The sequence below is a fragment of the Rhodococcus sp. 11-3 genome, from assembly GCF_023704055.1.
Classification (GTDB): domain Bacteria; phylum Actinomycetota; class Actinomycetes; order Mycobacteriales; family Mycobacteriaceae; genus Rhodococcus; species Rhodococcus aetherivorans.
This window is the reverse complement of the sequence record NZ_CP080406.1, coordinates 3,049,621-3,067,099: the sequence shown is the minus strand read 5'-3', so window position 1 is coordinate 3,067,099 and position 17,479 is coordinate 3,049,621. Positions and strand designations below refer to the sequence as shown.

Here is a 17,479-nt window from a genome sequence, read left to right as displayed (position 1 = left end):
CATCCTTGAGTCATGTTCGTGTTGACCGTCGACCAGCGCGGCAGCCGTCGCGACGTCGACCGGGTCGCGGACCTGCTCACCGAGCTGCGCGACGCCGAGCTGCTGCGCCCGTTCGAACGCACCGCCGGCGACGAGGTCCAGGCCGTCGCCGACGACCCGGCCGTCGTCGTCGATCTCGCACTCGACCTCGTCCGCCGCGGCTGCTGGAGCGTCGGCATCGGCGCCGGCGCCGTCGAGCAGCCCCTGCCGGCGCAGACCCGCGCCGGCCGGGGACCGGCGTTCGAGCATGCCCGCCGCGCCGTCGACCGCGCCAAGAACGCCCCCGCGCGGGTCGCCGTGGAGGGCTCGGACACCGCCGCGGCCGCCGACGCGGACGCCGCCCTCACCCTGGTGGCGCTGCTGGTGACCCGCCGGTCCGACGCCGGGCACGAGGCCGTCGACCTCGTCCGGGGCGGGCTGACGCAGGCCGAGGCCGCCGCGCGGCTCGGCATCAGCACCCAGGCGGTGTCGCAGCGCCTGGCCGCCGCCGGCTGGCAGGCCGAACCGGCCGGCCGCGACCTCGCCCGCCGCCTCCTGGAAAGGGCCGACCGTTGACCGTCGTCACCCTGGTTCTGCTCGCCGTCGCCGCGCTGGCTCCGGCCCTGAGCCTGCGCCGCGGCGCACCGGTGTGGCTCGTCGCCGGGCTCGCTACGGCGGCGCTCGCCGGCGCCGCCCTCACCGCGACGGCCACGCCCGCCGTGCACGGCGTCGCCCTCGCCGCGACCCTGGTGCTCACGACCCTGGCGGCGGTCACCGGGGGCGCCCCCGCCGTGCTGGCCTCGTTCCGCATCGCCCGCCGCCAGCCCGACGCGGGACCGGCCCCCTCCCCGTCGCCGTCGCCGGCCGGCCCCGAACCGCCGCCCGGGCCGCTGCGCGGCGGTCGGGTGATCGGCCTGCTCGAGCGGGCGGCGGTCGCCGCCGCGATCCTGTCCGGCTGGCCGGAGGGCATCGCCGTCGTGCTGGCCGTCAAGGGCCTGGCCCGCTACCCCGAACTGCGCGAACCCCAGGCCTCCGAGCAGTTCATCATCGGCACCTTCACCAGCGTGCTGTGGGCGATCGCGGTGTGCGGGGTCGGGCGGGGCCTGCTCACCTGAACGGCCCTCCGGTCACCGGGGTTCGCCGTGCCGCTGCCCCGGCTGCGGCTGCACCCATCCGCCCGTGATCGGCTCCGACGGCGGCAACGCCGTCGCGGGGGACGCGGCCGGCTCCCCGCCCCGGCGTTCGGCGCCGGTCGGGTTGTGCAGCGCCGGATCGACCGGCTTGCGGGCGACGGCCTCGGCGGCGGCGACGGCCTGCGCGACCTCCGGGTCGCGCGCGGTGGAGAACCAGTCGGCCACCTCGTCGGTGTCGTCCTCCGGCCGCGGGAGCCTCTCGTCGACCGGGCTCGGCTCGAACCGGAACACCCCGTCCTCGCCCGGCGCACCGAGGTGCCGGGCGAAGCCCTTGAGGGCGTCCCCGAAATCGCTCGGCACCATCCACACCTTGTTCGCGTCGCCCTGCGCCATCTGCGGCAGCGTCTGCAGGTACTGGTACGCGAGCAACTCGGGCGTCGGCCGACCGGACTTGATCGCCGCGAACACCTTCTCGATGGCCTTCGCCTGGCCCTGCGCCTCGAGGTACTTCGCGGCGCGGTCACCCTGGGCGCGCAGGATCCGCGACTGGCGATCGGCCTCCGCCTCGAGGATGGCCGCCTGCTTGGCGCCCTCGGCCGACAGGATCCGGGACTGCTTGTCGCCCTCGGCGGTCTTGATCGCCGACTCCCGGTGCCCCTCGGCGGTGAGGATCATCGCCCGCTTCTCCCGGTCCGCCTTCATCTGCTTCTCCATCGACTCCTGGATCGACGGGGGCGGATCGATGCTCTTGAGCTCCACCCGGGCCACGCGCAGTCCCCAGCGGCCGGTCGCCTCGTCGAGCACGCCGCGCAGCTGCCCGTTGATCGAATCGCGGGAGGTCAGCGTCTCCTCCAGGGTCATGCCGCCGACCACGTTGCGCAGCGTGGTCACCGTCAGCTGCTCCACCGCCGCGATGTAGTTGCTGATCTCGTACACGGCGGCCTGCGGATTCGTCACCTGGAAGTACACGACCGTGTCGATGCTCAGGGTGAGGTTGTCCTGGGTGATCACCGGCTGCGGCGGGAACGAGACCACCCGCTCGCGCAGGTCCACCTTGGCGCGGATCCGGTCGACGAACGGCACCAGGAACGTCAGCTGTCCCGACACGGTCCGGTAGTAGCGGCCGAGCCGCTCGATCACCGCGGCCTCGGCCTGCGGCACCAGCGCCACCGATTTGACGACCACCAGCGCCACGAACGCCACGACGACGGCGAGCACGATCAGCGCTTCCATCTACGGCCCCTTCCACACGACGGCCGTCGCGCCGTCGATCTGCATCACGGTCACGGTCGTGCCGGGCGGATACACCTCGGTGACGTCCAGCGGACGCGCGGTCCACACCTCACCGTCCAGCTTCACCTGCCCGGAGTGCGCGGCCACCTCCTCGAGCACCAGTGCCTGCTTGCCCGGCAGGGCGTCCACGTTCGTCGCCTTCGCCGGCGGCAGGGCGTAGCGCCGGCGCAGCACCGGCCGCACCCCGCCCAGCAGCACCAGCGACGACACCGCGAACACCACCGCGTCGGCCCACACCGGCAGATCCGTCGCGGCGGACACCCCGGCGGTGGCCAGGGCCGCGCCGCCGAGCATCAACAGGACGAAATCACCCGTCAGCGCCTCCGCGGCGGCGAGCACCAGCCCGGCGATCAGCCATATCAATGCCGACACGACGCCATCCAACCACAAATCGGACATCGCGGGTGGCTCCGCAGGTCACGGCCCCGGCGCGGTCAGTCCCCGGTGGGCTCGGTGACGAAGTCGACGAGCCGCTCGACCGCCCCGATCAGCGGCGCCTCGAGATCCCGGAAGCTCGACACCGCCGAGTAGACGCGGCGCCACCCGTCCTGCGGGCTGCCCCACCCCAGCGCCCGGCACACCCCGGTCTTCCAGTCCTGCCCGCGCGGAATCGTCGGCCACGCCTCGATTCCCAGCGCCTTGGGCCGCACCGCCTGCCACACGTCGACGAACGGATGCCCGGTGACGAGCACGTGCGGCCCGAGGTTCGCGGTCAGCCGCTCCTCCTTGGATCCGGCGACGAGATGGTCGGCGAGCACCCCCACGCGGCGGCCGGGACCGGGCGCGAACCCGGCGAGCCTCTCCCCGAGATTGTCCAGGCCCTCGAGTTGCTCGACCACAACCCCCTCGACGCGCAGATCGTGCCCCCACACGCGTTCGACGAGGGCCGCGTCGTGCACGCCCTCCACCCAGATGCGGCTGCCGCGCGCGACCCGCGCCCGCAACCCCTCGACCTTCGTGGACCCGGACGCGGACCGGGTGGGGCCGCCCGCCGTCGGCCGCGGCGCGGGCCGCACCAGCGTCACCGGCCGGCCGTCGAGGAGGAACGCGGCGGGGCGCAGCGCGAACAGCCGGGTGCACCGCGAAGCGTCCTCGAGCCGGACGAAGTCGCCGTCGTAGGTGCGTTCGATGCCGACGATCGCACCGCACCAACCGGACGCGACGTCCTCGACCACCAGGTCCTTCTCGGCGGGCACCTCGGGGATCGTGGGCTTACGGGCGCGCGGATGGCCGGCGAAGATGTCGCCGCCGTACATGTCGGGACTCACGCCCGCCACGTTAGGGCCGCCGCGGCCGCAGCGGCGGGAGGGCACGCCGACCGGCCGTGGCCCCGTTGCCGGGACGGCGCCTATGCTCGGAAACCGTGAGTTCACCCGGTCAGACTCTGACGGTGTGGGCCGGTTCCTGGTTGGCCGGGCACGCCGCACCGGACGACGTCATCGACGCCCTGCACGCCTGGGCGCCGATGCATCTGGTGGTCTCCCGCGACGAGCCCGCCGCCGACTTCTCCGCCGTGCCCGAGCATTCGCCCGTGGACGGCGCCGCCGTGCTGCTGTCCGCGCTGCGCCGGGCCGATCCGGCCGGTGTGGACGGGATCCGGCTGGTGCTGCCCGTGCCCGGCGACGTGCGGGGCCTGCCGCCGGGCACCGAGTTGGCGCGCGCCGCGGTCGCGGCCGGCGAGGCGGTGCTCGCCGGCGCACCCGGGACCCCCGGTCTCGGCTTCGTCCCCTCGGTGGAGGGGCCCGACGTGCTGCGCTGGACGCTGTTTGCGGTCCCGGCGGTGCCCGAGCGGCCCGCCGAGCCCGGCCTCGGGGAGGCCGAGTTCGCCATGCGCGAGGCGGTGCGGGACGCCGCGGCGAGGGTGGGCCGGGTGCTGACCGTCGGCGCGGACGGCCGCACCGCCGACCCCCGGGAGCAGATCGCGGCCGAGGTCGCCGAACATGCGCGGCACCGGTATCCGGAGTCGATGCCGGGGCGCGCGGCCCGGATCCTCGACTCGGCCGATCAGGTGGCGGCCATCCTCACGGTCGCCGGCCGCGGTGTGGAACCGAGGGCCGCCTCGGCCAGCGGGCAGGCCGCGCGGGAGGAGGCGCTGCGTCCGCTGTGGGCCGCGGTGCGGGCCGCCCGGCTCGGGGCGGTGGCGGCCGCGGTCCGGGCGGGGCATCACGCCTGACCCGATGCCGCGGACACGCCTCGGAGAGGCCCGGCGTCCTCGTTCTCTTACCCCGAGCCCGGGGTGGTGGGCTGAGCCCGCCCGGTCAGCGGCGGGGCCGGGCTGGTGGCCGGCAGCATTCCGGTGCGCACAGCACGCCGTTGCAGCCGACGCCCAGCAGCGGCTGGGTGCCGCGCCGCACGGGGGCGGCGCCGTCGAGGTGTTCGCGCACCAGCTCGCGCACCATCTGCACGAACCGCGGGTCGGGGCCGGCGGTGGCGGCGCGGGCGAACGCCATGCCAAGTTCCGCGGCCCGGTCGCGGGCTTCGGTGTCGAGGTCCCAGACGACTTCGAGGTGGTCGGAGACGAAGCCGACGGGCACGACGACGACCGCGTCGACGCCGCGCGCGTGCAGGGCCTCGAGGTGGTCGACGATGTCCGGCTCGAGCCACGGCACCTGCGGCGGCCCGGATCGGGACTGCCACACCAGGTCGTGGTCGGCGCTGCCGGCGGCGGTGGCGACCAGGCGGGCCGCCTCGGCGACCTGCCGGCTGTACAGGTGCCCGCCCAGCTCGGGTGGGCCGCCGGTGGCGTCGGCGGCGGTGGGCACCGAGTGGGCGGTGAACACCAGGCGCGCCGCGTCGCGGCGGTCGGCGGGCAGCTGTGCCCGCGCCGCGGCGACCGCGTCGGCGACGGCGTCGAGGAACAGCGGGTGATCGTAGAAGTGCCGCAGCTTGGTCAGCACGGGTGCGTCGTCGCCGACGGCGGCGCGGGCGCGGGCGATGTCCTCGTGGTACTGCCGGCACCCCGAATAGCCACCCCACGCCGAGGTGGGGAACACCAGCGCGTTGCGCACCCCGTCGTCGCGCATGGCCGCGACGGTGTCCTCGATCATCGGGTGCCAGTTGCGGTTGCCGAAGTAGATCGGCAGATCCAGCCCGGCGGCGGCGAAGTCCGCCTCGAGGCGCGCGATGAGGTCGCGGTTGAGGGCGTTGATCGGTGAGACACCCCCGAAGTGCAGGTAGTGCTCGGCGACCTCGTCGAGGCGTTCGGGCGGCACGCCGCGGCCCCGGGTGACATTCTCGAGGAACGGGCGCACGTCGTCCGGCCCTTCCGGACCGCCGAACGAGAGCACCAGCAGTGCGTCGTACGGCTCGGAGGTACGGGTCATGGCTCGACCCTAGGCGCCGGCACCGAAGCCGACCTGGGAATGGAATCCCCCGTCGACGTAGACGATCGACCCGGTGGTGCCGGGCAGCCAGTCGGACAGCACCGTGCACACGGTCTTCGCGACGGGCGTGGGGTCATCGACGTCCCAGCCGATCGGGGCCGCCGCGGACCAGCCCTCGTTGAGCCGGTTCATCTCGGCGCCGGGGCCGGTGGCGTCGCCGGCGATGGCCTTGGCGGCGAGGGTCTTGATCGGGCCGGCGGCGACGAGGTTGGAGCGGATACCGCGGCCGCCGACCTCCTTGGCGACGTACCGGTTGACGGACTCGAGGGTGGCCTTGGACACGCCCATCCAGTTGTAGAACGGGACGGCGCGGGCGGGGTCGAAGTCCATGCCGACCAGGGAGGCGCCATCGTTGAGGACGGGCAGCAGGGCCTTGGCGAGCGCGGCGTAGGAGTAGGCGGAGACCTCGAGGGCGACGGCGACGTCGGTCCACGGCGCGTCGAGGAACGGGCTGCCCAGGCACGAGCGGGGGGCGAAGCCGATGGAGTGCACGACGCCGTCGAGGCCCTCGGGGGCGAGCTCGCGCACCCGGCCGGCGAGGGTGTCGAGGTGGTCGGTGTTCTGCACGTCGAGTTCGAGGGCCGGGGGCACCGGCTGCGGCAGCCGCTGCGCGATGCGATCGATCAGGCGCAGCCGGTCGAAGCCGGTGACGACGACCTTCGCGCCCTGTTCCTGCGCGACCTTCGCGGTGTGGAAGGCGATGGAGGCGTCGGTGATGATGCCGGTGACGAGAATGGTCTTGCCCTCGAGCAGTCCGCCCATGAGTGTGTCGGTCCTCCAGTGAGTTTCGGATGTGGTGGCGTGCGTGCCGGCGTCAGTGCCCCATGCCGAGGCCGCCGTCGACGGGGATGACCGCGCCGGAGACGTAGGCGGAGTCGTCGGACGCGAGGAAGCTCACGACCGCGGCGACGTCCTCGGGCTTGCCGAGACGCTGCAGCGGGATGAACTTCTTCGCGGTGTCGCGGACGTCGTCGGAGAGTTCGGCGGTCATGTCCGTCTCGATGAATCCGGGCGCGACGACATTCGCCGTGATCGAACGCGAGCCGAGTTCGCGGGTCACCGAGCGGGCCAGGCCGATGACGCCGGCCTTCGAGGACGCGTAGTTGATCTGCCCCGCCTGACCGGCCATGCCGACGACCGAGCCGAGGAAGATCATCCGACCCCAGCGCCCCCGCAGCATCGCGCGGTTGGCGCGCTTCGCGCACCGGAACGCACCGGTGAGGTTGGCGTCGATGACCTTCGCGAACTGGTCCTCGGTCATCCGCATCAGCAGCGTGTCGTCGGTGATGCCGGCGTTCGCGACCAGGACCTCGACGGGACCCTGGTGCTCTTCGACCTCCTTGAACGCGGCGTCGACGGACGCGCTGTCGGTGACATCGCACCGGACGCCGAACAGTCCGTCCGGGGCGCCGGAGCCGCGGTGGGTGACGGCGACCTTGTGGCCGTCCGCCTGCAGGCGGCGGGCGACGGCGAGGCCGATGCCGCGATTGCCGCCGGTGACGAGAACCGAGCGGGGGGTGGCCGCGGGGCGCGGCGATCCGGCGGGGCTGCTTGCGTCAGTCATGGGGTCAAACCCTATCTGGTGGCGGTACGGGTCGGTAACAAGGCGCCCGCGGCGGCGGGCACGCGGTCCGCGGCGCAGGTCAGGGCAGGCGTTGGCGCAGCAGCAGGGCGGCGGCGACACCCCCGGCGACGGCGAGGACACCAAGGATCAGCCACGGGCGGCTGGCGTCGCCGCGGGTGGTCTCGTACCCGATCTGTTCCTCGAGGGTGTTGTAGGCGTCCTCGAGTTCCTGCAGGTTCGATGCGGTGAAGAAGGTGCCGCCGGAGAGGTTGGCGATCTCCTTCAGGGACGGGTCGTCCACCGGCACCGGGATGCGCTCGTCCTCGATCGTGACGGTGCCGTACTCGGTGCCGAAGGAGATGGTCGAGACGGGCACGTCCTTGTCCGCGGCCTGCCGGGCGGCGGTGAAGCCGCCGCGCGGGTCGTCGGGGCTCTCCGGGACGGTCTGCTTGCCGTCCGAGAGCAGCACGATCCGCGCCGGGGGTGCCTGGTCGCCGCCGCCGAGCACCGCGGCGAGGGTGTCGACGGACTGCAGGGCCGTGAAGATCGCCTCGCCGGTGGCGGTGCGCTCGCTCAGCTGCAGGTTGTCGATCGCGGTCTTGGTGGCCTCCCGGTTGGTGGTCGGCGAGACGAGCACCGACGCGGTGCCGGAGAACGCCACCAGGCCGAGGTTGATGCCGGGAGTCAGGTCGTCGGCGAACGACTTGGCGGCGGCCTGCGCGGCGGCGAGGCGAGTGGGCTCGACGTCGGTGGCCTGCATCGACAGCGACACGTCGATCACCAGGACAACGGTGGCGCGGTTGCGCGGAACCCGCTGCTCGGCGGTGGGCCCGGCAGCGGCGACGGTGAGCAGCGCCAGCCCGGCCAGCAGCAACGCGACCGGGACGTGCCGGCTGCGGCCGGGCCGCTGGGGGGCGACCTTCTCGAGCAGCTCGAGGTTGGTGAACCGCAGCGTGTGCCGCATCCGGCGGCGTTGCACCGCCACGTATCCGGCGGCGAGGGCCCCGACGACGAACAGGAACAGCAACCACCACGGCGCGGTGAAGTCGGAGATGCTCACCGGCCCCCCTTCACCGGGGCGCCGAAGCTGTGGCGGCGGGCGGCGACGAACCGGACCACGTCGTCGATCCAGTTGCGGTCGGTGCGCAGGCTCAGCAGCGGGGCGCCGCAGCCGCGGACGGCCTTGCGCACGGCGGCGCGGTGCTCGGCGGCGGCCCGGGCGTAGTCGGCGCGCAACTGCTCGCTGGTGGTGAACTCGCGGGTGTGCCCGGTCTCGGGGTCGTGCAGCACGACGTCGCCGAGGTCGGGCAGTTCGAGGTCGCGGCGGTCGAGGACTTCCACCGCGAGCAGGTCGTGCCGGCCGGAAAGGGCGCGCAGCGAACGCTCCCAGTCGATGGGGCCGAGGAAGTCGCTGACGACGACGGCCAGGCCGCGGCGACGCTGCGGGCGGCGCAGCGACTCGATCAGCCCGCGCAGGTCCCCGCGGGTGCCGTCGGGGGCGTGCGGGGTCGTCGCGATCGAGCGGAGCATCGCCTGCGTGTGCAACTGGCCGCCGCGGGCGGGCACGCGGTGGGTGCGCGCCCCGGTGCTCACGACGGCACCGATCCGGTTGCCGCCGCCGCCGGCGAGGTAGCCGACCGCGGCGGCGGCGGCCACGGCGAGGTCCCGCTTCTCGCAGACCCCGGTGCCGAAGTCGAGGCTGGGCGAGAGGTCGATCGCCAACCAGGTCTCGAGTTCGCGGTCGGCGACGGTCTGCCGCACGTGCGGGTGGGTGGTGCGGGCGGTGACGGACCAGTCCATCTGCCGCACGTCGTCGCCGGGCTGGTACTCGCGGGCGTCGCCGGGCTCCGAGCCGGGCCCCGGGATGAGCCCGAGGTGGTCGCCGTGCAGCACCCCGTCGAGGCGGCGCCGCACGGTCAGCTCGAGGGTCCGCAGCGCCGCCGTGAGGGCGGGGTCACGCAGCTCGCCGGAACGGAAGGTCGGCGGGGTCACCGGGGGGCGTCGGCTCACCGCTGCCCCGCACCCGCCTCCGGCCCGGTCACGCCTGCCGCCGGCGCGGCCGCGGCCCCGACCGGGACCGGGGCGGGCGGGTTGGCCTGCGGGGCGACCTGCGGCATGCCGACGGTCTGCAGGATGCGGGCGATGATCTGGTCGGGCGTGACGTCGTCGGCGAGGGCGTCGTAGGACAGCACCAGCCGGTGCCGCAGCACGTCCGGGATGATGTCGACGACGTCCTGCGGCACGACGTAGTCGCGACCGCGCAGCAGCGCCAGGGCGCGCGCGGCGGAGATGATGCCGAGGGTCGCCCGCGGGGAGGCCCCGTAGGCGATCCACCCGTCGACCTCGGTCAGGCCGATCTCGCCGGGGGCGCGGGTGGCGAAGATGACGCGCACCACGTAGTCGACGAGGGCGTGGTGGACGAACACGCGGTTGGCGACCTGCTGCAGGCGGATCAGCTCGTCGCTGTCGAGGACCTGCTTGGGTTCGGGTGCGGCCACCCCCATGCGGTAGACGATCTCGCGTTCCTCCTCGACCGTGGGGTAGTCGACGAGGACCTTGAACAGGAACCGGTCGCGCTGGGCCTCCGGCAGCGGATACACGCCCTCGTTCTCGATCGGGTTCTGGGTGGCCATCACCAGGAACGGGTCGGGCATGGGGAAGGTCCTGCCACCGATCGTGACGTGCCGTTCGGCCATCACCTCGAGCAACGCGGACTGTACCTTCGCCGGGGCCCGGTTGATCTCGTCGGCGAGCACGAAGTTCGCCACGACGGGCCCGAGTTCGGTGTCGAACGCCTCGCGGCCCTGCCGGTAGATGCGGGTGCCGACGAGGTCGGTCGGCACCAGGTCCGGGGTGAACTGCACGCGGGAGAACGAGCCGCCGACGACCTTCGCGAACGTCTCGACCGCGAGGGTCTTGGCCACGCCGGGAACACCTTCGAGCAACACGTGGCCGCGGGCGAGGACGCCGACGAGCATCCGCTCGACGAGCCGGTCCTGACCGACGATCACCCGTTTGACCTCGTAGATCGCCTGCTCGAGCAGGCGCACATCGTGTGCCTGGTCCGACGTGCGTGCCGCGTCCCCGGCCGGGGCGGCCGCGGCCGCCGTGGCGGTCTTCGCGTCCGACGTTGCCGTGCCCGACGTGCCACCCTCGCGTGAGGTCACCAAGAATCCACCGCTTTCGCCTAGGTCGTTCCTGCTCGAAGTCACCTACCCACACCACTATTCCAGGTGCCGGACGCCCCCGCCGTCGCCGAGCCGACGCCCGCGGTCACCGGTGTCGAGCGAGCCCGCCTCCGGCCGGGCCGAAGCGGTGCCTCAGGACACCATCCGTACCACGTACGGGGTCATGCCGTCCCAGCGTACCGGTGAGATCTTCACGTGCGAACCCGACTGCGGCGCCTCGATCATCTGCCCGTCGCCCAGGTAGAGGCCCACGTGCTGGCTGGCGTTCGGGCCGTAGAAGATCATGTCGCCGCGGCGCATCTCGGCCGACGGCACCTGCTCGCCCGCGGTGTACTGGTAGCCGGTGTAGTGCGGCAGCGAGATCCCGATCCCGGCGAATGCGTAGATCATCAGCCCGGAGCAGTCGAAGCCGACCTTGTTGTAGTCCCCGTAGCTGTCGGCGACGCCGCCGTCGCGGATGCCGAGGGTCGGACCGTTCTCGTCGCCACCACCCCAGGCGTAGGGCACCCCGATCTGCGACATCGCCCGGTCGATCACCGTTTCGACGGCGGCGGTGCCGCCGAGGGTCGAGCCCGGCTTGGGAGTGGTCCTGGGCCGGCTGCGGGTCGGCGGAGACGTGGTGGTGCCCTCCTCCTCGACCGGGTCGGCGCGGTCGGGGATCGTCGAGTCCTCCGAGTCGGACTCGCCGCTGCCGTCGGTCGTCGGCTCGCCCGATCCGTCGGTGCCGTCCCCCGATCCGTCGGTGCCGTCCCCGGATCCGTCGGTGCCCGACCCGCCGGTGCCGTCCTCGGATCCGTCGGTGCCCGACCCGTCGGTGCCGTCCTCGGATCCGTCGGTGCCCGACCCGTCGGTACCCGACTCGTCCTGCTCGGGCGTGGTGCGGCCCGGCCGGGTGGTGGTCGCGTCGGAGGTGGGTGGCAGCGGCGACTCGAATCCGACCTCGGACTCGCCGGATTCGGCGGCCGCCGGCCGGGGCCGCACGTAGTCGTCGATCTGGGTGTGGGGCCGCTGCCCGTTGGCCAGTTCGGCCGCGCGGGCGCGGGCGTCGGCGTCGGCGGCGACGCGCCGGGCGGCGTCGGCCGCAGCCTGCCGGGCGGCGGTCTCGGCCGCGGCCGCCGCGGCCTCCTCGGCCTGCCGCTGCCGATCCCACTCCGCGTACTGCGCGCGCTGGCCCTCGAGCCCGGTGACGGTGCCGCGGGCCCGGTCGAGTTCGGCCTGCGCCTGCGCGCGGTCCTGTTCGATGCGTTGCTTCTCGGCCGTCTGCGCGGCCAGCGCGGTGCGCGCCTCGGCGATGGCCGCCTCGGCGGCGGCCCGGCGTTCCTCCGCCGCGGCGGCGGCGGCGTCCGCCTCCTGCTTGCTGGCCCGCGCCCGCGAGTCCCGGTTGGCCTGCTCGGTGCGGGCGCGTTCGAGGGCGTCGAGGACGACGGTGCGGCCCGCGGAGAGCAGGCGCATGATCTGGGCGCGGTCGAGCAGGTCGTCGGGACCGGTGGAGCCGATGAACGAGGCGAGGGAGGCGACATTGGTGCCCTGGACGTAGCTGTCGCGGGCGAACGCGTCGAAGTCCTGCTGCGCCTGCCGGATCCGGGTGCCCGCGTCCTTCAGCGCCTGCTGCGACAGGGCGACCGCGTGGGCGGCGGCGTCGGCGGCGTCGCGGGCGGACTGCAGGTCCACGAGGGCACGGTTGACGTTCTCCCGCTTGACCGCGACCTGATTCTCGAGTTCGGCGAGTTGCTGGTCGGCGGTGGCGATCCGGAGGATGAGGCTGCCCACCTGGTCCACCCCGGCGGCGACGGCCACCCCGGCGGCCGCGAGATCGGCATCGCTGGGATTCGGCGGCGGGGACGGTACCGCGCCGGCGGACGCGGCGGTACCCGCGATCAGGGAGGCGGCCAGGCCGAGACCGAGAACCAGCCGGGTCGTGCGGGACAGTCGGCGTCTTCGGGGCGTCCGCGACGGCTGTCGGGACATCGCCTGCCGTATACCGCTACGCCTCACATCGCCCTCCCTCGGTCGCGCCGGCGGGACGCACCCGAGCGCAACCTGGAAAGGGGTCGCCGCAGCAGCGATCCACCGCGGACGAGGCCGCGGTTGCATCGCTCGGCAGCCCGGCGTCACCTCACGGTTCGCACCGCGACCCGACTCCGGGTATGTGTGACACCCCTTCCCCAAGAGCGCCAAGTGCACCGTACGACACTTTGCACCCCGAGGAAACTCCAGTCACAAATAACAGAAGGGTAATTCGACCTGTGTCAACGCCCTGAACTGTGACGACGGCCACAGTGGTGGCCGGGAAAATTCTCGGTGCGGTCCGGTCAGCGGGCGGGCCGGTCGGCAGCGACCGTCTCCGCCCCGCCGGTGTCGCCGCGGCGACGGACCGCCTTGGCGAGGTACGTCGCCCCCGCCGCGCCCGCGACCGCGAGCAGCAGCAGCACCGTCAGCAGCGTCCAGGGCGGCGCGGGCTCGGTGAGTGCGTCGACGAAGTTGGACGCCGAGACGACCGGATCGCCGGTGTAGGTGCGGTCCTGCGCGGACTCGAGGAGCACCCGGTCGATGCTGTCGCTGTGGGCGCCGGCCCAGCCGGGGCTCAGCACGAGCACGGTGCCGCCGTCCTCGCCGGCGACGTCGGTCGCGAGGTCGCGCAGTTGCGAGTCGAGCCGGGGATCGCGGTCGAGCACGACGATGCTCAGGTCGATGCCGTGCTGTTGCGCGCGTTCGACGACGGCGACCAGGTCGTCGACGCGGTCCGGGGGTGCCGAGACCTGGTCGTCGGCGAGATCGGCGAGGACCTGCTCGAGCGAGACACCCGGGGGGAGGTCGGTGGCCGACGGTGTCAGGACACGTGACAGGGGCGCAGACATCTCTCTCCGTGGGGCTCGACGGCCGCCGCTCGTGCGGCGCCGTTCGTACCCTACGCGACGGCGCCGCGGCGGCGGCCGGACGCCGGATCGGCGGTTGTGTCCCATCGGTTCACAGGACAAGCGTACTGTTAGACTTGCCGCGAGACGCCTCCGACGCCGTCCGGCCCTGTTCTGCGGCCCGGCTCGGCTCCGGGGCCTCGCTTCGGCCGTCGACACAGCCCCGTCGGCGGCGAGCCTCATCGACGAGTGGAGCTGACGTGAGCACCAGTATTGATTCGTTCGGCGCCAAGGGGACGCTGGAGGTCGGAGAGAACTCCTACGAGATCTTCCGCCTCTCGGCCGTTCCGGGCACCGAGAAACTCCCTTACGCACTGAAGGTTCTCGCCGAGAACCTGCTGCGCACCGAAGACGGTGCGAACATCACCGCCGATCACATCCGCGCCATCGCGAGCTGGGATCCGTCGGCCGAGCCGAGCGTCGAGATCCAGTTCACGCCCGCCCGCGTGATCATGCAGGACTTCACCGGCGTGCCCTGCATCGTCGACCTCGCCACGATGCGCGAGGCCGTCGAGACCCTCGGCGGCGACCCGAACAAGGTCAACCCGCTGGCCCCCGCCGAGATGGTCATCGACCACTCCGTGATCATCGACGTCGCCGGCCGCGCCGACGCCTTCGAGCGCAACGTCGACATCGAGTACCAGCGCAACGGGGAGCGCTACCAGTTCCTGCGCTGGGGCCAGGGCGCCTTCGACGACTTCAAGGTCGTCCCGCCCGGCACCGGCATCGTGCACCAGGTCAACATCGAGCACCTCGCGCGCACCGTCATGGTCCGGAACGGCCAGGCCTACCCCGACACCTGCGTCGGCACCGACTCGCACACCACCATGGTCAACGGCCTGGGCGTGCTCGGCTGGGGCGTCGGCGGCATCGAGGCCGAGGCCGCGATGCTCGGCCAGCCGGTCTCCATGCTCATCCCGCGCGTGGTCGGGTTCAAGCTCACCGGTGAGATCAAGCCGGGCGTGACCGCCACCGACGTGGTCCTCACCGTCACCGAGATGCTGCGCAAGCACGGTGTCGTCGGCAAGTTCGTCGAGTTCTACGGCAAGGGCGTCGCCGAGGTGCCGCTGGCCAACCGCGCCACCCTGGGCAACATGAGCCCCGAGTTCGGCTCCACCGCGGCGATCTTCCCGATCGACGAGGAGACCGTGAACTACCTGCGCCTGACCGGCCGCAGCGACGAGCAGCTCGCCCTCGTCGAGGCCTACGCCAAGGAGCAGGGCCTGTGGCACGACGCGGATGTCGAGCCGCAGTACTCCGAGTACCTCGAGCTCGACCTCGGTGACGTGGTTCCGTCCATCGCCGGCCCGAAGCGCCCGCAGGACCGGATCCTGCTGTCGGAGTCGAAGAGCGCCTTCCGCAAGGACATCCACAACTACGTGGAGGAGCACCACCCGGCCGACCACACCCAGCTCGACGAGGCCGTCGAGGAGTCCTTCCCGGCGTCCGACCCGGTCGCCCTGTCCTTCGCCGACGACGGTGCCGTGAATGTCCAGTCGGCCGCGAACGGCTCCGAGGGCCGGCCGACCAAGCCGGTCAAGGTCGTCTCCGAGGAGAAGGGCGAGTTCGTCCTCGACCACGGTGCCGTCGTGATCGCCTCCATCACCTCCTGCACCAACACCTCGAACCCGTCCGTGATGCTCGGCGCCGCGCTGCTCGCCCGCAACGCCGTCGAGAAGGGCCTGTCGGCCAAGCCGTGGGTCAAGACCTCCATGGCCCCCGGCTCGCAGGTCGTCACCGACTACTACGAGAAGGCCGGCCTGTGGCCGTACCTCGAGAAGCTCGGCTTCTACCTCGTCGGCTACGGCTGCGCCACCTGCATCGGCAACTCCGGCCCGCTGGACGAGGCGATCAGCAAGGCCATCAACGACAACGACCTGACGGCCACCGCGGTGCTCTCCGGCAACCGCAACTTCGAGGGTCGCATCTCCCCCGACGTGAAGATGAACTACCTGGCGTCCCCGCCGCTGGTCATCGCCTACGCCCTCGCCGGCACGATGGACTTCGACTTCGAGCACGACGCCCTCGGCCAGGATGCCGACGGCAACGACGTGTTCCTGAAGGACATCTGGCCCTCCGCCCAGGAGATCCAGGACACCATCGGCTCCGCGATCAGCCAGGAGATGTACGTCAAGGGCTACGCGGACGTGTTCAAGGGCGACGAGCGCTGGCGTGGCCTGCCCACCCCGGAGGGCAAGACCTTCGAGTGGGATCCCCAGTCCACCTACGTGCGTAAGCCCCCGTACTTCGAGGGCATGCCCAAGACCCCGGCTCCGGTCACGGACATCAAGGGGGCGCGGGTGCTCGCGCTGCTCGGCGATTCGGTCACCACCGACCACATCTCCCCCGCCGGCAACATCAAGGCGGGCACCCCGGCCGCGCAGTACCTCGAGGCCAACGGTGTCGAGCGCAAGGACTTCAACTCCTACGGCTCGCGGCGCGGCAACCACGAGGTGATGATCCGCGGCACGTTCGCGAACATCCGGCTGCGCAACCAGCTCCTCGACGACGTCTCGGGCGGCTACACCCGCGACTTCACGCAGGACGGCGGCCCGCAGGCGTTCATCTACGACGCGTCGCAGAACTACCAGAACGCCGGCATCCCGCTGGTCGTGCTGGGCGGCAAGGAGTACGGCTCCGGTTCCTCGCGGGACTGGGCCGCCAAGGGCACCAGCCTGCTCGGCGTCAAGGCCGTCATCACCGAGTCGTTCGAGCGGATCCACCGCTCCAACCTCATCGGCATGGGTGTCGTCCCGCTGCAGTTCCCCGCCGGCGAGTCGGCCGCCTCGCTGAAGCTGAACGGCACCGAGGTCTACGACATCGAGGGCATCGAGAAGCTGAACGAGGGCGTCACCCCGAAGACCGTCAAGGTCACCGCGACCCGGGAGAACGGCGAGAAGGTCGTCTTCGACGCGGTCGTGCGGATCGACACCCCCGGTGAGGCGGACTACTACCGCAACGGCGGCATCCTGCAGTACGTGCTGCGCAACATGATCAAGGGCTGACGTCCGAGATCGGTTCACCGCACACGCAGTGCACCGGCGGCGGGCTCGGGACGTCTCGTCTCGGGCCCGCCGTCTCTTCCCCGAAAGGACGTTCGCGGTGCCCAAGGTCAGTGAGGACCACCTCGCCGCACGCCGGAGTCAGATCCTCGCCGGCGCGCGACGGTGCTTCGCCGAGTTCGGCTACGACGGCGCCACGGTGCGCCGCCTGGAGGACGCCACGGGACTGTCCCGCGGCGCGATCTTCCATCACTTCAAGGACAAGGACGGGCTGTTCCTGGCGCTGGCCCAGGAGGATGCGGCGCGGATGGCCGACGTCGCCGCCGAGCAGGGCCTCGTGCAGGTGATGCGGGACATGCTCGCCTCACCGGAGCAGTTCGACTGGCTCGGCACCCGGCTGGAGATCACCCGGCGCCTGCGCACCGACCCGGACTTCGCGAAGGCGTGGACACAGCACTCCGCCGAGCTGACCAAGGCGACCGTGGGCCGGCTCGAGCGGCAACGCGAAGCCGGCCGGCTGCGCGACGACGTGCCGACCGAGGTGGTGCTCAGCTACCTGGACCTGGTCCTCGACGGCCTCATCGCGCGGCTCGCCTCGGGCACCGCCGACAGCGAACTGTCGGCGGTACTGGACCTGGTCGAGGAGTCCGTGCGACGGACCGCCGCCGGCTGACCCGCTCAGGTCGAGGCGCGCGCCGCGCTCCGCCGGTTCGGTCCGCCCCGGCCACGCAGCGCTACATGGGACTCCACGAGCACGTTGTGCACGAACCCGTAGGAACGGCCCGTCTCCTGCGCCAGCGTCCGGATGCTCGCCCCGGCCTCGTAGCGGCGTTTCAGTTCTGCCTGGAGACGGTCACGCGATTCCCCCGTGACCCGTGTGCCCTTGGTCAGTACATTCCCGGCGTGCCCGGATTTGCGTGCCATCGGATCCTCCCGTCGGCTCGGCAAGGCCCCGCTTCCAGGCTAGTGGACGGGGCGAGGTG

Annotated in this window: 17 protein-coding genes; 5 read left to right on the top strand and 12 right to left on the bottom strand. The window is 72.5% G+C overall.

Features of this window, described 5'->3' with window-relative positions:
• Positions 1-12 precede the first annotated feature (12 nt).
• Entirely contained in the window at positions 13-594 is a 582-nt protein-coding gene (locus KZJ41_RS14605; RefSeq protein WP_161995982.1) for a hypothetical protein, read from the top strand.
• On the top strand, positions 591-1,133 hold the full coding sequence (locus tag KZJ41_RS14600; protein ID WP_006939313.1) for a hypothetical protein: 543 nt from the start codon (positions 591-593) through the stop codon (positions 1,131-1,133). Before KZJ41_RS14605 ends, KZJ41_RS14600 begins: the two co-directional genes overlap by 4 nt.
• 12 nt (positions 1,134-1,145) lie before the next feature.
• Here KZJ41_RS14600 and KZJ41_RS14595 read toward each other — a convergent pair whose 3' ends face one another.
• From KZJ41_RS14595 to KZJ41_RS14585, 3 genes are all read right to left on the bottom strand, one after another.
• Complete coding sequence (locus KZJ41_RS14595) at positions 1,146-2,384, bottom strand: SPFH domain-containing protein (protein ID WP_006939305.1); 1,239 nt, start codon at positions 2,382-2,384, stop codon at positions 1,146-1,148.
• The gene (locus KZJ41_RS14590; protein ID WP_029543671.1) at positions 2,385-2,816 is read right to left on the bottom strand and encodes an NfeD family protein; all 432 of its coding nucleotides are present in this window, start codon (positions 2,814-2,816) and stop codon (positions 2,385-2,387) included.
• Between the two features lie 62 nt (positions 2,817-2,878).
• On the bottom strand, positions 2,879-3,700 hold the full coding sequence (locus KZJ41_RS14585; RefSeq protein ID WP_065922569.1) for a DUF3097 domain-containing protein: 822 nt from the start codon (positions 3,698-3,700) through the stop codon (positions 2,879-2,881).
• A 107-nt stretch (positions 3,701-3,807) separates the two neighbouring features.
• Here KZJ41_RS14585 and KZJ41_RS14580 point away from each other — a divergent pair, with 107 nt between their 5' ends.
• A complete protein-coding gene (locus KZJ41_RS14580; RefSeq protein WP_251550938.1) occupies positions 3,808-4,617 on the top strand; it encodes a hypothetical protein in 810 nt (269 codons plus the stop codon).
• 85 nt (positions 4,618-4,702) lie between these two features.
• On the opposite strand, the gene KZJ41_RS14575 is transcribed toward KZJ41_RS14580, so the two are convergent.
• The 8 genes from KZJ41_RS14575 to KZJ41_RS14540 all read right to left on the bottom strand — a co-directional run bounded on the left by KZJ41_RS14575 (position 4,703) and on the right by KZJ41_RS14540 (position 13,437).
• On the bottom strand, positions 4,703-5,767 hold the full coding sequence (locus tag KZJ41_RS14575) for a ferrochelatase (protein ID WP_006939297.1): 1,065 nt from the start codon (positions 5,765-5,767) through the stop codon (positions 4,703-4,705).
• Between the two features lie 9 nt (positions 5,768-5,776).
• Positions 5,777-6,589 carry an NADH-dependent enoyl-ACP reductase InhA gene (gene inhA / locus KZJ41_RS14570; RefSeq protein WP_006939295.1) on the bottom strand — a complete coding sequence of 271 codons (813 nt, stop codon included), beginning with the start codon at positions 6,587-6,589 and terminating at the stop codon, positions 5,777-5,779.
• 52 nt (positions 6,590-6,641) lie between these two features.
• The gene (gene fabG1 / locus KZJ41_RS14565) at positions 6,642-7,391 is read right to left on the bottom strand and encodes a 3-oxoacyl-ACP reductase FabG1 (RefSeq protein WP_029543667.1); all 750 of its coding nucleotides are present in this window, start codon (positions 7,389-7,391) and stop codon (positions 6,642-6,644) included.
• Between the two features lie 79 nt (positions 7,392-7,470).
• Positions 7,471-8,451 (bottom strand): VWA domain-containing protein, encoded by a 981-nt coding sequence (locus tag KZJ41_RS14560; protein WP_006939291.1) that lies wholly within the window; start codon positions 8,449-8,451, stop codon positions 7,471-7,473.
• Positions 8,448-9,401 carry a DUF58 domain-containing protein gene (locus KZJ41_RS14555; protein ID WP_029543665.1) on the bottom strand — a complete coding sequence of 318 codons (954 nt, stop codon included), beginning with the start codon at positions 9,399-9,401 and terminating at the stop codon, positions 8,448-8,450. The genes KZJ41_RS14560 and KZJ41_RS14555 overlap by 4 nt, the downstream gene beginning before the upstream one ends.
• Positions 9,398-10,558, bottom strand: coding sequence for a MoxR family ATPase (locus KZJ41_RS14550; protein WP_006939288.1), 1,161 nt, complete (start codon positions 10,556-10,558; stop codon positions 9,398-9,400). The genes KZJ41_RS14555 and KZJ41_RS14550 overlap by 4 nt, the downstream gene beginning before the upstream one ends.
• A gap of 153 nt (positions 10,559-10,711) precedes the next feature.
• Positions 10,712-12,547 carry an NlpC/P60 family protein gene (locus KZJ41_RS14545; protein WP_065922571.1) on the bottom strand — a complete coding sequence of 612 codons (1,836 nt, stop codon included), beginning with the start codon at positions 12,545-12,547 and terminating at the stop codon, positions 10,712-10,714.
• 344 nt (positions 12,548-12,891) lie between these two features.
• The gene (locus tag KZJ41_RS14540) at positions 12,892-13,437 is read right to left on the bottom strand and encodes a DUF6676 family protein (protein WP_006939285.1); all 546 of its coding nucleotides are present in this window, start codon (positions 13,435-13,437) and stop codon (positions 12,892-12,894) included.
• 257 nt (positions 13,438-13,694) lie between these two features.
• On the opposite strand from KZJ41_RS14540, the gene acnA reads away from it, so the two are divergent.
• Positions 13,695-16,499 carry an aconitate hydratase AcnA gene (acnA, locus tag KZJ41_RS14535; RefSeq protein WP_065922572.1) on the top strand — a complete coding sequence of 935 codons (2,805 nt, stop codon included), beginning with the start codon at positions 13,695-13,697 and terminating at the stop codon, positions 16,497-16,499.
• A 97-nt stretch (positions 16,500-16,596) separates the two neighbouring features.
• The gene (locus KZJ41_RS14530; RefSeq protein ID WP_006939281.1) at positions 16,597-17,169 is read left to right on the top strand and encodes a TetR/AcrR family transcriptional regulator; all 573 of its coding nucleotides are present in this window, start codon (positions 16,597-16,599) and stop codon (positions 17,167-17,169) included.
• Between the two features lie 5 nt (positions 17,170-17,174).
• Here KZJ41_RS14530 and KZJ41_RS14525 read toward each other — a convergent pair whose 3' ends face one another.
• Positions 17,175-17,420, bottom strand: a complete 246-nt coding sequence (locus KZJ41_RS14525; protein ID WP_006939279.1) for a helix-turn-helix domain-containing protein — start codon at positions 17,418-17,420, stop codon at positions 17,175-17,177.
• Positions 17,421-17,479 lie beyond the last annotated feature (59 nt).